This is a genomic window from Streptomyces sp. NPDC016459 (assembly GCF_040632845.1).
In the GTDB taxonomy this organism is placed as follows: Bacteria; Actinomycetota; Actinomycetes; order Streptomycetales; family Streptomycetaceae; genus Streptomyces.
This window is the reverse complement of the sequence record NZ_JBEYCR010000002.1, coordinates 363968-377317: the sequence shown is the minus strand read 5'-3', so window position 1 is coordinate 377317 and position 13350 is coordinate 363968. Positions and strand designations below refer to the sequence as shown.

The 13350-nt window shown below is 72.5% G+C and carries 14 protein-coding genes; 11 read left to right on the top strand and 3 right to left on the bottom strand.

The annotated features are described in order from the left end of the window. Positions 1-171: 171 nt before the first annotated feature. Positions 172-975 (top strand): purine-nucleoside phosphorylase, encoded by an 804-nt coding sequence (locus tag ABZ567_RS07365; protein WP_360785607.1) that lies wholly within the window; start codon positions 172-174, stop codon positions 973-975. 203 nt (positions 976-1178) lie between these two features. Continuing rightward, positions 1179-2831 carry a phospho-sugar mutase gene (locus tag ABZ567_RS07360; protein ID WP_360785605.1) on the top strand — a complete coding sequence of 551 codons (1653 nt, stop codon included), beginning with the start codon at positions 1179-1181 and terminating at the stop codon, positions 2829-2831. Positions 2832-2948: 117 nt separating this feature from the next. Here the strand turns inward: ABZ567_RS07360 and ABZ567_RS07355 are convergent, their stop codons facing one another. Then, positions 2949-3635: a PH domain-containing protein gene (locus ABZ567_RS07355; RefSeq protein WP_360785604.1), complete on the bottom strand. Its 687-nt coding sequence runs from the start codon at positions 3633-3635 to the stop codon at positions 2949-2951. Positions 3636-3888: 253 nt separating this feature from the next. Between ABZ567_RS07355 and deoC the strand changes: the two genes are divergently transcribed. From deoC to ABZ567_RS07340, 3 genes are read left to right on the top strand one after another with little or no spacing between them, the layout of a single operon-like run. After that, positions 3889-4848: a deoxyribose-phosphate aldolase gene (gene deoC, locus ABZ567_RS07350; protein WP_360785602.1), complete on the top strand. Its 960-nt coding sequence runs from the start codon at positions 3889-3891 to the stop codon at positions 4846-4848. A gap of 5 nt (positions 4849-4853) precedes the next feature. Then, positions 4854-6290 carry an aldehyde dehydrogenase family protein gene (locus ABZ567_RS07345; protein ID WP_360785600.1) on the top strand — a complete coding sequence of 479 codons (1437 nt, stop codon included), beginning with the start codon at positions 4854-4856 and terminating at the stop codon, positions 6288-6290. Further along, positions 6283-7179: an aldehyde dehydrogenase family protein gene (locus tag ABZ567_RS07340; protein ID WP_360785598.1), complete on the top strand. Its 897-nt coding sequence runs from the start codon at positions 6283-6285 to the stop codon at positions 7177-7179. Before ABZ567_RS07345 ends, ABZ567_RS07340 begins: the two co-directional genes overlap by 8 nt. A gap of 138 nt (positions 7180-7317) precedes the next feature. Here ABZ567_RS07340 and ABZ567_RS07335 read toward each other — a convergent pair whose 3' ends face one another. Then, positions 7318-7716 (bottom strand): hypothetical protein, encoded by a 399-nt coding sequence (locus ABZ567_RS07335; protein WP_360785596.1) that lies wholly within the window; start codon positions 7714-7716, stop codon positions 7318-7320. Between the two features lie 52 nt (positions 7717-7768). Between ABZ567_RS07335 and ABZ567_RS07330 the strand changes: the two genes are divergently transcribed. Next, on the top strand, positions 7769-8464 hold the full coding sequence (locus tag ABZ567_RS07330) for an ATP-binding protein (RefSeq protein WP_360785594.1): 696 nt from the start codon (positions 7769-7771) through the stop codon (positions 8462-8464). A 176-nt stretch (positions 8465-8640) separates the two neighbouring features. Here ABZ567_RS07330 and ABZ567_RS07325 read toward each other — a convergent pair whose 3' ends face one another. Continuing rightward, the gene (locus ABZ567_RS07325; RefSeq protein ID WP_360785592.1) at positions 8641-9363 is read right to left on the bottom strand and encodes a SigE family RNA polymerase sigma factor; all 723 of its coding nucleotides are present in this window, start codon (positions 9361-9363) and stop codon (positions 8641-8643) included. A 170-nt stretch (positions 9364-9533) separates the two neighbouring features. Here ABZ567_RS07325 and afsQ1 point away from each other — a divergent pair, with 170 nt between their 5' ends. The 5 genes from afsQ1 to ABZ567_RS07300 all read left to right on the top strand — a co-directional run bounded on the left by afsQ1 (position 9534) and on the right by ABZ567_RS07300 (position 13327). Next, a complete protein-coding gene (gene afsQ1 / locus ABZ567_RS07320; protein WP_360785591.1) occupies positions 9534-10211 on the top strand; it encodes a two-component system response regulator AfsQ1 in 678 nt (225 codons plus the stop codon). After that, positions 10208-11737, top strand: a complete 1530-nt coding sequence (locus ABZ567_RS07315; protein ID WP_360785590.1) for a HAMP domain-containing sensor histidine kinase — start codon at positions 10208-10210, stop codon at positions 11735-11737. Before afsQ1 ends, ABZ567_RS07315 begins: the two co-directional genes overlap by 4 nt. After that, positions 11734-12372, top strand: a complete 639-nt coding sequence (locus ABZ567_RS07310; protein WP_360785588.1) for a hypothetical protein — start codon at positions 11734-11736, stop codon at positions 12370-12372. The genes ABZ567_RS07315 and ABZ567_RS07310 overlap by 4 nt, the downstream gene beginning before the upstream one ends. 82 nt (positions 12373-12454) lie before the next feature. Next, positions 12455-13036, top strand: coding sequence for a VanZ family protein (locus tag ABZ567_RS07305; protein ID WP_360785586.1), 582 nt, complete (start codon positions 12455-12457; stop codon positions 13034-13036). Between the two features lie 90 nt (positions 13037-13126). Then, complete coding sequence (locus ABZ567_RS07300; protein ID WP_360785584.1) at positions 13127-13327, top strand: PspC domain-containing protein; 201 nt, start codon at positions 13127-13129, stop codon at positions 13325-13327. The last annotated feature ends 23 nt before the right edge of the window (positions 13328-13350 follow it).

Genomic DNA, 13350 nt, shown 5'->3' with positions numbered 1-13350 from the left:
GGGGCGGGGACGGGGGTAGGTGTGCGCCTTTCGTCGGAAACGACAAGACAACGATCGCATGTCCGTCGGCATCGTCATCTACGCGCGTAGGCAATCTGCGGCTACGCTTCTGCGCGTAGGAAATCCGTCCGGGGCCCGCCTCGGACCCCCCTCACCGAGGCGAGAGAGTCAGTGAACGCAACTGCCACCCCGTACGAGGCCGCCGAGGCCGCTGCCGCACGTCTTCGCGAGCTGACCGGAGTCGAGAAGCACGACGTCGCCCTGGTCATGGGCTCGGGCTGGGCGCCCGCCGTCGACGCGCTCGGCGCCCCCGAGGCCGAGTTCCCGGTGACCGACCTTCCCGGCTTCCCGCCGCCCGTCGTCGAGGGCCACGGCGGCAAGATCCGCTCGTACAAGATCGGCGCGAAGCGCGCCCTCGTCTTCCTCGGCCGCACCCACTTCTACGAGGGCCGCGGTGTCGCGTCCGTCGCCCACGGCGTCCGTACCGCCGTCGCCGCCGGCTGCGAGACCGTCATCCTCACCAACGGCTGCGGCGGCCTGCGCGAGGGCATGCGCCCCGGCCAGCCCGTCCTCATCAGCGACCACCTCAACCTGACGGCGGCCTCCCCCATCGTCGGGGCGAACTTCGTCGACCTCACCGACCTGTACTCGCCGCGGCTGCGCGCGCTGTGCAAGGAGGTCGACGAGACCCTCGAAGAGGGCGTCTACGTGCAGTTCCCCGGCCCCCACTACGAGACCCCGGCCGAGATCAACATGGTCCGCGTCCTCGGCGGCGACCTGGTCGGCATGTCCACCGTCCTGGAGGCCATCGCCGCCCGCGAGGCCGGCGCGGAGGTCCTCGGCATCTCCCTGGTCACCAACCTGGCGGCGGGGCTCTCGGGCGAGCCGCTGAACCACGAGGAGGTCCTCCAGGCCGGGCGGGACTCGGCGGCGCGGATGGGCGAGCTGCTGACCCGGGTGCTCGACCGCATCTGACGCCGGTCGGGGCCGCCGCGGGGCTTCCTCCCCAGCCGGCCCCTTCCCGCACCGGGGCTCCGTCCCAGGGCCGGCGCCTCGAACGCCGGGGCTGGTTCCCACCCCGGTTTCGGGAAGGGGCGGGGTGGGGGAAGGCTCCGGCGCGGCGGCACCCCGCACCGCCCACCCGTACCCGCCCCCGCCGACTCCCCGAAAGGCACACCGTGACGCAGGACGATCTCCTCACCCAGGCCCAGGCATGGCTCGCCGAGGACCCCGACCCGGAGACCCGTGACGAGCTCGCGAAGCTCGTCGACGGCGGTGCGAGCGCCGAGCTCGCCGCTCGGTTCGCCGGCACCCTCCAGTTCGGCACCGCCGGGCTCCGCGGGGAGCTCGGCGCAGGGCCCATGCGGATGAACCGCTCGGTCGTCATCCGCGCGGCCGCCGGGCTCGCCGCCTACCTCAAGGCGAAGGGCGAGGAAGGCGGGCTCGTCGTCATCGGCTACGACGCCCGCTACAAGTCCGCCGACTTCGCCCGCGACACCGCCGCCGTGATGACCGGCGCCGGGCTGCGCGCCGCGCTCCTCCCCCGCCCGCTGCCGACGCCCGTCCTCGCGTACGCCATAAGGCATCTGGGCGCCGTCGCCGGTGTCGAGGTGACCGCGAGCCACAACCCGCCCCGCGACAACGGCTACAAGGTCTATCTGGGCGACGGCTCGCAGATCGTGCCGCCCGCCGACGCGGAGATCGCCGCCGAGATCGCCGCGGTCCGCTCGCTGGCCGACGTACCGCGTCCGGAGGAAGGCTGGGAGACCCTCGGCGACGAGGTGCTCGACGCCTATCTGGAGCGTACGGACGCCGTCCTGACCGCCGGGTCCCCCCGTACCGCCCGGACCGTCTACACGGCCATGCACGGCGTCGGCAAGGACGTCCTGACGGCCGCGTTCGCCCGGGCCGGGTTCCCGCCGCCGGCGCTCGTCGCCGCGCAGGCCGAGCCCGACCCGGCCTTCCCGACGGTCGCCTTCCCCAACCCGGAGGAGCCGGGGGCCATGGACCTGGCCTTCGAGGCGGCCCGGGCCGTGGACCCCGACCTGGTCATCGCCAACGACCCGGACGCCGACCGCTGCGCGGTGGCCGTGCCGGACCCGTCGGTCGTCGGCGGCTGGCGGATGCTCCGCGGCGACGAGGTCGGCGCGCTGCTCGCCGCGCACCTCGTCGGCAAGGGGGCCACGGGCGTCTTCGCCGAGTCGATCGTGTCGTCCTCGCTGCTCGGCCGGATCGCCGAGGCCGCGGGCGTCGGCTACGAGGAGACCCTGACGGGCTTCAAGTGGATCGCCCGGGTCGAGGGCCTGCGGTACGGGTACGAGGAGGCGCTCGGCTACTGCGTCGACCCGGAGGGCGTCCGCGACAAGGACGGCATCACGGCGGCGCTGCTCGTCACCGAGCTGGCGTCGGTGCTCAAGGAGCAGGGCCGGAGCCTGACCGATCTGCTCGACGACCTGGCGGTGGAGCACGGGCTGCACGCCACGGACCAGCTGTCGGTGCGGGTCGAGGACCTGAGCGTCATCGCGAACGCCATGGCGGCGCTGCGCGAGCGGCCGCCGGTCTCGCTGGCCGGTCTGACGGTCGTCTCCGCGGAGGACCTGACGAAGGGGACGGAGTCGCTGCCCCCGACGGACGGGCTGCGCTACCGCCTGGAGGGCGCGTACAAGGCCCGGGTGATCGTCCGGCCCAGCGGTACGGAGCCCAAGCTCAAGTGCTACCTGGAGGTCGTGGTGCCGGTCGCGTCGGCGGCCGACCTCGCCACGGCGCGCGCGAAGGCCACGGAGCTGCTGGTCGCGGTCAAGCGCGACCTGTCGGCGGCCGCCGGGCTCTGACCCCGCGGGGCAGACGCGAAGGGCCGGTACGGAAATCCACTCCGTACCGGCCCTTCGTCGTTCACGGGGAGTCCGTGCGGCGGTGTCCGGCCGAAGCGTCCGGCTCCCGGCTACGGATCAGCCCGTCGCCATCAGGACCACCAGGAGCAGCAGCCCGGCCGCGGCGGGCCCGACGATCCCGTACGCCCAGCGCACCCGCGCCTCGCCCTGCGCCCCCGGCGTCCCGGAGCGGTGCTCGGCGAGTTCACGCAGGTCGGCGACGGTCTGGTCGGTGGGCGCCGTCCGCGAGGCGGTGTCCCGTACGTCGACGTTGACCGAGGTACGGCCGTGCGGGTCGTCCTGGGAGGCGCGGGCGGCGCGACGGGCCGCCCGCTTGCGCTGGCGCAGCGACACGGGGACGGCCCACAGCTGGTACTTGGTGCCGTCCCGGGTGAGGACCTCGCTGGAGTACCCGGCGCGGACGTCGGCGACCGTCGCCCAGGGCAGCGTGATCGACCGGAACGGGTTGCGGATCCTGAGCCGGTCGTCGTCGGCGTACACGGCGGGCCGGATGGTGAAGGCGACGATCAGCGGGACGGCCAGGACGAGAGCCGCGAGCGCGATCCACGGCGAGCGGCCCTCGCCGCGCAGCACCACGTCACCGGCGAACACGATCGCGAGGAGCAGCAGGAACACGCCGCTGGCGATCCCCAGCGGCGACCGGAAGACACGGTCGGGGGACGGCTGCTTCGCGGCCGGCTGCTCGGGGGTCGACTCACGGCTCGGCTCGTGGCTGGGCTCGGGGGTCGGCTCGGGGGTCGTCATGCCGCCGATTGTGCCTCAGCGGACCGGTGAGGACTCAGGCGGCCCGCGTGGCCGCGAGATCCGCGTACAGAATGCTGTGGTCCGGGCGGTGGGCGTCGGCCAGACGCTCGCGGACGGCGCCGGGGTGGCGGCGGAGCCATCCGTCATGCGCCCGGTCCTCGGTGAGCGCCGGCGGGGCGGTGTGACCTCGGGCTCTGCGAAGCCTGCCCCCTGTACAGGTCGCTACGCGCGTAGATATGCTCGACTGGTGACCATGCCCACCACTGCACCCGCAGCTCTCGCATTCGCCGACGTGACCGCGTCCGACAGTGCGCTGCGCCGTTTCCTCCACGGGCTGCCCGGCGTCGACGCCGTCGGCCTGGAGGCGCGCGCCGCGTCCCTCGGCACCCGCTCGATCAAGACCACGTCCAAGGCGTACGCCATCGACCTGGCCATCTCCATGATCGACCTGACGACGCTCGAAGGCGCGGACACCCCGGGCAAGGTCCGGGCGCTCGCCGCCAAGGCCGTCCGTCCCGACCCGACCGACCGCACGGCCCCGACGACCGCCGCCGTCTGCGTCTATCCCGACATGGTCGCCACCGCCAAGGCGGCCCTCGCGGGCTCCGACGTCAAGGTCGCCTCGGTCGCCACCGCCTTCCCGGCCGGCCGCGCCGCGCTCCCCGTGAAGCTCGCGGACACGGCGGACGCCATCGCCGCGGGCGCCGACGAGATCGACATGGTCATCGACCGTGGCGCCTTCCTCTCCGGTCACTACCTCCAGGTCTTCGAGCAGATCGCCGCGATCAAGGCGGAGTGCGGTGACCGCGCCCGCCTCAAGGTGATCTTCGAGACCGGTGAGCTGTCCACGTACGACAACATCCGCCGCGCCTCCTGGCTCGGCATGATGGCGGGCGCGGACTTCATCAAGACCTCGACCGGCAAGGTCGCGGTCAACGCCACCCCGGCCAACACGCTGCTGATGCTGGAGGCCGTGCGCGACTTCCGCGCCCAGACCGGCGTCCAGATCGGTGTCAAGCCGGCCGGCGGCATCCGCAACACCAAGGAAGCGATCAAGTTCCTGGTCCTCGTCAACGAGACCGTGGGCGAGGACTGGCTGGACAACCACTGGTTCCGTTTCGGCGCCTCCAGCCTGCTCAACGACCTGCTGATGCAGCGCCAGAAGCTGGCGACCGGCCGTTACTCCGGCCCCGATTACGTGACGGTGGACTGATCAACATGGCATCTGCATTCGAGTACGCACCGGCGCCCGAGTCCCGGTCCGTCGTCGACATCGCCCCCTCGTACGGCCTGTTCATCGACGGCGAGTTCGTCGAGGCGGCCGACGGCAAGGTCTTCAAGACCGTCTCCCCCGCCTCCGAGGAGGTCCTGTCCGAGGTCGCCCAGGCGGGTACCGAGGACGTCGACCGTGCGGTGAAGGCGGCGCGCAAGGCCTTCGAGAAGTGGTCGGCACTGCCCGGCTCCGAGCGCGCCAAGTACCTCTTCCGGATCGCCAGGATCATCCAGGAGCGCAGCCGCGAGCTGGCCGTCCTGGAGACCCTGGACAACGGGAAGCCGATCAGGGAGACCCGCGACGCGGACCTTCCCCTGGTCGCCGCGCACTTCTTCTACTACGCGGGCTGGGCCGACAAGCTCGACCACGCCGGCTACGGGGCGAACCCGCGCCCGCTCGGCGTGGCCGGCCAGGTCATCCCGTGGAACTTCCCGCTGCTGATGCTGGCGTGGAAGATCGCCCCGGCGCTCGCGACCGGCAACACGGTCGTCCTGAAGCCCGCCGAGACGACCCCGCTCTCCGCCCTGTTCTTCGCGGACATCTGCCGCCAGGCCGGGCTGCCGAAGGGCGTCGTCAACATCCTTCCCGGGTACGGGGACGCCGGCGCCGCGCTCGTCGGGCACCCGGACGTCAACAAGGTCGCCTTCACCGGTTCGACCGCCGTGGGCAAGGCCATCGCGCGCTCCGTCGCCGGCACGGACAAGAAGCTGACCCTGGAGCTGGGCGGCAAGGGCGCCAACATCGTCTTCGACGACGCCCCCATCGACCAGGCCGTCGAGGGCATCGTCACCGGCATCTTCTTCAACCAGGGCCAGGTCTGCTGCGCGGGCTCCCGGCTCCTGGTCCAGGAGTCGATCCAGGACGAGCTGCTGGACAGCCTGAAGCGCCGTCTGTCGACGCTCCGTCTCGGCGACCCGCTCGACAAGAACACCGACATCGGTGCCATCAACTCGTCCGAGCAGCTGGCCCGTATCACCACCCTGGTGGAGCAGGGCGAGGCGGAGGGCGCCGAGCGCTGGAGCGTCGCCTGCGACCTCCCGTCGGCCGGTTACTGGTTCGCCCCGACGCTCTTCACGAACGTCACGCAGGCGCACACGGTCGCCCGCGACGAGATCTTCGGCCCGGTCCTGTCGGTGCTGACGTTCCGTACGCCCGACGAGGCGGTCGCGAAGGCCAACAACAGCCAGTACGGCCTGTCGGCCGGCATCTGGACGGAGAAGGGCTCCCGCATCCTCGCGGTCGCCGGCAAGCTCCGCGCGGGTGTCGTCTGGGCCAACACGTTCAACAAGTTCGACCCGACCTCGCCCTTCGGCGGCTACAAGGAGTCGGGCTTCGGCCGCGAGGGCGGCCGTCACGGTCTGGAGGCCTACCTCGATGTCTGAGAAGTCCGAGCAGCGCCTGAGCGTCTTCAAGACCTACAAGCTGTACGTCGGGGGCAAGTTCCCCCGCAGCGAGAGCGGCCGGGTGTACGAAGTGCAGGACCACAAGGGCAAGTGGCTGGCGAACGCGCCCCTCTCCTCCCGCAAGGACGCCCGTGACGCGGTCGTCGCCGCCCGCAAGGCGTTCGGCGGCTGGGCGGGCGCGACCGCGTACAACCGGGGCCAGATCCTCTATCGCGTCGCCGAGATGCTGGAGGGTCGCAAGAGCCAGTTCGTGCACGAGGTGGCCGACGCCGAGGGCCTGCCCAAGTCGAAGGCCGCGGTCGTCGTCGAGGCGGCCATCGACCGCTGGGTCTGGTACGCGGGCTGGACGGACAAGATCGCCCAGGTCGTGGGTGGCGCCAACCCGGTCGCGGGCCCGTACTTCAACCTCTCGACGCCCGAGCCGACCGGTGTCGTCACGGTCGTGGCCCCGCAGGACTCGTCCTTCCTCGGCCTGGTGTCGGTGATCGCCCCGGTGATCGCGACGGGCAACACGGCCGTCGTGATCGCGAGCGAGAGGTCGCCGCTGCCGGCGCTCTCCCTGGGCGAGGTGCTCGCCACCTCCGACCTGCCCGGCGGCGTCGTGAACATCCTCTCCGGCAAGGCCGCGGAGATGGGCCCCCACCTGGCGGCCCACCAGGACGTCAACGGCATCGACCTCACGGGCACGGACGCCGAGCTGGCCCGTGACCTGGAGATCGCGGCGGCGGACAACCTGAAGCGCGTCCTGCGCCCGCGTACCGAGGACTTCGCGGAGTCCCCGACCACGGACCGCATGACCGCCTTCCTGGAGACGAAGACGGTCTGGCACCCGACGGGTTCGCTGGGCGCGAGCGGCTCCTCGTACTGACTCCGTCGCGGAAGGACGGCCCCCGGGTGTACGCACCCGGGGGCCGTCCCGCGTTCTCGGCCCCTTCCCCTCGGGGGTTGTCCCCTCGGGGGTTGTCCCACGGCCCGTCGAACGCACGTGCCCGCGTCCCCCGGTGCCCTAGGGCAGCAGGCTCTGCGTGAGCGGTCCGGCCACCGGGAGGTCGGCGACCGCGCCGCCCTTCGTGAGGTGGTCGGTCACCAGGCCGGTGCCCACGGGCTTGAAGTCGGCGACCTGGGTGCCGAGGCCGTTGTCGAGCGGGTCGACCCCCGTGTTGGCCAGCGGGTCGAGCTGGAGCCGGGTCAGCGGGCCCAGGCCGTGGGTGACGCCCGACAGGGCGCCCGCCCCGGCCGCGGCGGCGTCCGTCCTGGTCGGCGCGTCGACGGGCAGCGGCACCGGGGCCGCGGCCTGGGCCCCGCCGCCCGCGCCGAGTACGGCGGCGCCCGCCGCCGTGACGGTGAGACCTGCCCTGAGCAGGGCGCTGCGGCGGGGACGGGGGGTGGCTGCGTGACGGGACATGACGATCCTTCCGAGGCGTGACCGGTCGGACACCGACAGTAGTTCAGGTGTGATGCTCGATACCAACGGTCTTCCTCGGGGGTCCCCTGCACGGGGGGATGGTTCACACTGGTGTCCCGTGAGTTCCCTACCGATCCCGACCCGGGTCGTCCTGCTCGCGGGCCCCTCCGGCTCCGGCAAGTCGTCCCTCGCCGCCGTCACCGGCCTTCCGGTCCTGCGCCTCGACGACTTCTACAAGGAGGGTGACGACCCGTCCCTCCCCGTCGTCGACGGCAGCTCGGACATCGACTGGGACTCTCCACGGTCCTGGGACGCGGACGCCGCCGTCGCCGCCATCGTCGAACTGTGCCGTACGGGGCGGACGGAGGTCCCCGTGTACGACCTCGCCACCAGCTCCCGGGTGGACCGCGAGCGGCTCGACATCGAGCGGACGCCGCTCTTCGTGGCGGAGGGGATCTTCGCGGCGGAGATCGTGACCCGCTGCCGTGAGCTGGACGTCCTCGCCGACGCGCTCTGTCTGCGCGGCCGCCCGTCGACGACGTTCCGTCGACGGCTCGCCCGCGACCTCCGGGAGGGGCGCAAGTCGGTGCCGTTCCTGCTGCGGCGGGGATGGCGGCTGATGCGGGCGGAGCGGGCGATCGTGGCCCGCCAGACGGCCCTCGGCGCCCACCCCTGCGCCAGGAACGAAGCCCTGAGCCGCCTGACGACAGCGGCAGCGAACGACCACCGCACCCCGACCCCGCACTGAGCCCCGGGCCTCCGGGCCGACGTCCCGCCCCCGTGCGTCACGGCGGGCCGCACACGCGGAAGCGGGCTGTACGAGACCCCCCGGCTCGTACAGCCCGCTTCTCTTCCCCCGTACCCCCGTACGGTCCCCCCGCCGGCCCCGTTCCCCCGTAGGCCTTCGTGGGGTCCCCCCAGACCTCAGGCCACCAGCTCGCCGAAGGACTCCTCCTCGTCACGGCCGAAGCTCAGCACCTCGTCCTCGCGCAGTCGCCGCAGCGAGCGCCAGATGCTCGACTTCACCGTGCCGACACTGATGTCCAGGATCTCCGCGATCTCCGGATCGGTCCGGCCCTCGTAGTAGCGCAGCACCAGCATCGTCCGCTGGAGCTCGGGCAGCCGGGCGAGGGCCTGCCACAGCACCGTGCGCAGCTCCGTGCCGCGCATCGCGTCCGTCTCGCCGACCGTCTCCGGCAGCTCCTCGGTCGGGTACTCGTTGAGCTTGCGCCGGCGCCAGGCGCTGATGTGCAGGTTGGTCATGGTGCGGCGGAGGTATCCGCCGATGGCGGCCTTGTCGCTGATCCGCTCCCAGGCCCGGTACGTGGAGAACAGCGCGCTCTGGAGCAGGTCCTCGGCCTCGAACCGGTCACCGGTGAGGTGGTAGGCGGTGGCGTACAGGGAGGCACGACGCTCCTGGACGTAGGCCGTGAACTCGGCTTCCGAACAGGTGGCGCGTTCCCCCGTGACCTCCCCGTACGCCGCTCCCCCGTCAGCGACGGCCACCATGTACGGCGCCTTGCGCTGACGTCCGACACTGCGAACGCACCCCCGAGAGTTCACACCGCCGGACTTCTCCGTGCTCCGTACGACATCGTGGAGACGCGTGACTACTGCGCTCGAGGTGGTGCTGTGCAGTGCGTTCATCTCGCGCCCCCCGTCGGTTGGAGTGTGTGTGGGTCCGTGTGCCGAGAAGCTTGCCCAGCGGACTTCATGGCGCTGTCCGCCGACTGTCACAGGCGTGTCACAGGGCTCGGAACAGAAGCGCGCCTCCCGGCGGTCGAACTCGGACGGCCGCATGGGACAGAATGACGCCCGTGCCTTTTCTGCTGCTGATCGAGGACGACGACGCCATCCGCACGGCCCTCGAACTCTCCCTGTCCCGGCAGGGCCACCGGGTGGCCACCGCCGCGACCGGTGAGGACGGTCTCCAGTTGCTGCGCGAGCAGCGGCCGGACCTGATCGTGCTGGACGTCATGCTGCCCGGCATCGACGGCTTCGAGGTGTGCCGGCGCATCCGCCGCACCGACCAGCTGCCGATCATCCTGCTGACCGCGCGCAGCGACGACATCGACGTGGTCGTGGGCCTGGAGTCCGGCGCCGACGACTACGTCGTGAAGCCGGTGCAGGGCCGGGTCCTGGACGCCCGCATCCGGGCCGTACTGCGGCGCGGCGAGCGGGAGTCGACGGATTCGGCGACGTACGGCTCGCTGGTGATCGACCGTTCCGCGATGACGGTCACCAAGAACGGCGAGGACCTCCAGCTCACGCCGACGGAGCTGCGGCTGCTCCTCGAACTGAGCAGGCGGCCCGGTCAGGCGCTCTCCCGGCAGCAGTTGCTGCGGCTGGTGTGGGAGCACGACTACCTGGGCGACTCGCGGCTCGTCGACGCCTGTGTGCAGCGGCTGCGCGCCAAGGTGGAGGACGTGCCGTCCTCACCGACGCTGATCCGTACCGTGCGCGGGGTCGGCTACCGGCTGGACGTCCCTGCGTGAGCAAGGGGATCCTCACGCGGTTGCGTCTCTCCAGCCTGCGGCTGCGGCTCGTCGTCGTCTTCGCCCTCGTCGCGCTCACCGCGGCCGTCGCCGCCTCCGGCATCGCGTACTGGCTGAACCGCGAGGCGGTGCTGACCCGTACGCAGGACGGGGCGCTCAACGACTTCCGGCAGGAGATGCAGAACCGGGCGGCGACGCTGCCTCTCCGGCCCACCCAGGACGAGTTGCGGCGGACCGCCGAGCAGATGGCGACCGGCAGCCGCGACTACCAGGTGCTGCTGCTCGGTGAGCGGGACGCGGGCAAGCCGATCGTCGGCGCCTCCGACCCGGACGACTTCACGCTGGCCGACGTGCCGCGCTCGCTGACGGAGGCCGTGGACACCGAGCGGCGGATCACGGACGCCAACCCGTACGCGTACCACCTGTTCTGGCAGCGTACGGAGCGGAACGGGACGCCGTACCTGGTCGGCGGGACGCGGATCGACGGCGGCGGGCCCGCCGGCTACATGTTCAAGTCGCTGGCCGCGGAGAAGGCCGATCTGAACTCGCTCGCCTGGTCGCTGGGGATCGCCACCGCGCTCGCGGTGGCCGGTTCGGTGCTGCTCGCGCAGGTCGCGGCGACGACCGTGCTGCGGCCGGTGCACCGGCTCGGCGAGGCGGCCCGACAGCTCGGCGAGGGCAAGCTCGACACCCGGCTGCGGGTCACGGGCGCGGACGAACTGGCGGATCTGTCCCGTACGTTCAACAGCGCGGCGGAGTCCCTGCAGAAGAAGGTCGCGGACATGAGCGCGCGGGAGGAGTCCTCCCGCCGCTTCGTGGCCGACATGTCGCACGAGCTGCGGACCCCGCTGACCGCGCTCACGGCCGTCACGGAGGTCCTGGAGGACGAGCAGGACTCCCTGGACCCGATGATCGCCCCGGCCGTCGCCCTCGTCGTCAGCGAGACCCGGCGGCTCAACGACCTGGTGGAGAACCTGATGGAGGTGACCCGCTTCGACGCGGGCACCGCCCGGCTCGTCCTCGACGAGGTCGACATCGCCGACCAGATCACCGCGTGCGTCGACGCGCGCGCGTGGCTCGACGCCGTCGACCTGGACGCGGAGCGCGGGATCGTGGCGCCGCTCGACCCGCGCCGCCTGGACGTGATCCTGGCGAACCTGATCGGGAACGCGCTGAAGCACGGCGGTTCGCCGGTACGGGTCTCGGTGCGCACGGACGCCGACGAGCTGGTCATCGCGGTACGCGACCACGGGCCCGGCATCCCCGAAGAGGTGCTCCCGCACGTCTTCGACCGCTTCTACAAGGCGAGCGCGTCCCGGCCGCGGTCGGAGGGCAGCGGCCTCGGCCTGTCTATCGCCATGGAGAACGCGCTGATCCACGGCGGTTCGATCACCGCCTCCAATTCGGTCGGTGAGGACGGGACGGTGGACGGGGCGGTGTTCGTGCTGCGGCTGCCCCTGGACGCGTCGGGCATCACCCGCGAGGTGCAGACCCGCAGCAGCCAGGGCGAGGTGGAGGAAGCGTGAGGCGCGGCGTCTTCGGGCGTACGGCCGGCGCGGGGGCCCTCGTGGCGGCCGCGCTCACCGTGCTCGTCACCGGCTGCGGGATCAGGACGACGTCGGTCCCGGTCGACGCGGGCGCGGCCCCGTCCCGGGTCCCGTGCAGCACGACAGAGGCGAGCGCGCCGGGGTCGGCGGTGCAGGGCGTGCCGGTCCGGGTGTTCCTGGTCTGCGGGTCGCAGCTGGAGGCGGTGGACCGGCGGTCGCCGCTGCCGGAGGAGAAGGCGGGCGGCGATCCGGTGCGTACGGCCGGTGGGCTGCTCGCGCAGTTGCTCGCCGAGCCTTCGGAGAGTGAGCGGCAGGCCGGCTTCACGAGCGCGGTGCGCGGGCCGCTGGTGGTGAGCGGCGGCCGCCGGGGCGATCCGACGGGCACATTGCGGTTGAGCCGCCAGCCGGAGGACCTGGCGCCGACGGCGCTGTCGCAGCTGGTCTGCACGTTCGCGGAGAGCTCGGCGGGCGCGGGCGGCCACACGGTCCTGCTCGGCGGCCCCGGCGCGTACGAGCCGAAGCGCTACCGGTGCACGACGGAACTTCGGGAACGCCCGGAGTCGGCCCCTCCGACGGCGCCGGCGACCGCCCCGGCGGCCACGGCCACGGGCTGACCGGGGGCGCCGCCGGGGGCTCCCGGGCGGCCGGGCCGTCCTCGGCGGAACCGATTCCGCCGTGCGGGGCGTCTTGGTGGGCGTGCAGCGTCAAGGTTCGGGCGGCAGTGCCGCCGTGGTCGTCCGCGTGGCGGGGTTCGTCCTCGTCCTCGCGCATCTGCTGCTCGTCGCCTGGGTCAGTCTGCGCCCACGGGACGTGGCCTGGGTGACCGCGCCGAACACCGTCCCGCTGAACGGCCTCCGGGCCGATCTCGCCCTCGGTGCCACCGAGGCGGCCCGGCTGATCGGCGAGGGACTGGTGCTCCTGGCCCCGCTCGGGGTGCTCCTTCCGATGGCCGAGGGGCGGCTGCACGTCTCCCCCTGGGCCTCCCTCGCCCGGACGACCGCCGCCGGGGCGCTGGTGTCGCTGGGCGTGGAGCTGCTGCAGACCGCCGTACCGGGTCAGGTGGTGGACGTGGACTCGATCCTCCTGAACACGGCGGGGGTGGCGCTCGCGCATCTCCTCCTCGTGCCGGCCGGGCGGACCTGGCTGCGCCGCAGGTCGGACGCGGGACGGCCGGGGTCCTCCGCGGGGGCGGGCCGGGGACGGGGTTCCGCCCTACCGCGGAACGAGGGGTCTCAGGGTGCGACCCCGACGATTACCAGGGTCCCGATCGCCCGGTAGACCGACGCCCCGGACCCCCGGCCGGCGGCAGTATGGAGTCATCGGGAGCCCGCCAGAGCGGTTCCCGGACCGACTCCGAAGGAGCCCACCATGGCCGCACTTGCCCGCCCCCGTGACGGACGCATGATCGGCGGAGTGTGCGCGGGGCTGGCCCGACGCTTCGGCATCTCCGCGACGACGATGCGCGTGATCTTCGTGGCCTCGTGTCTGCTGCCGGGCCCGCAGTTCCTGCTCTACCTGGGCCTGTGGATCTTCCTGCCGGCCGAGAAGGGCACGAGCACGGCCTGGTAGCGGCCGCCGCAGCGACGCCGAAG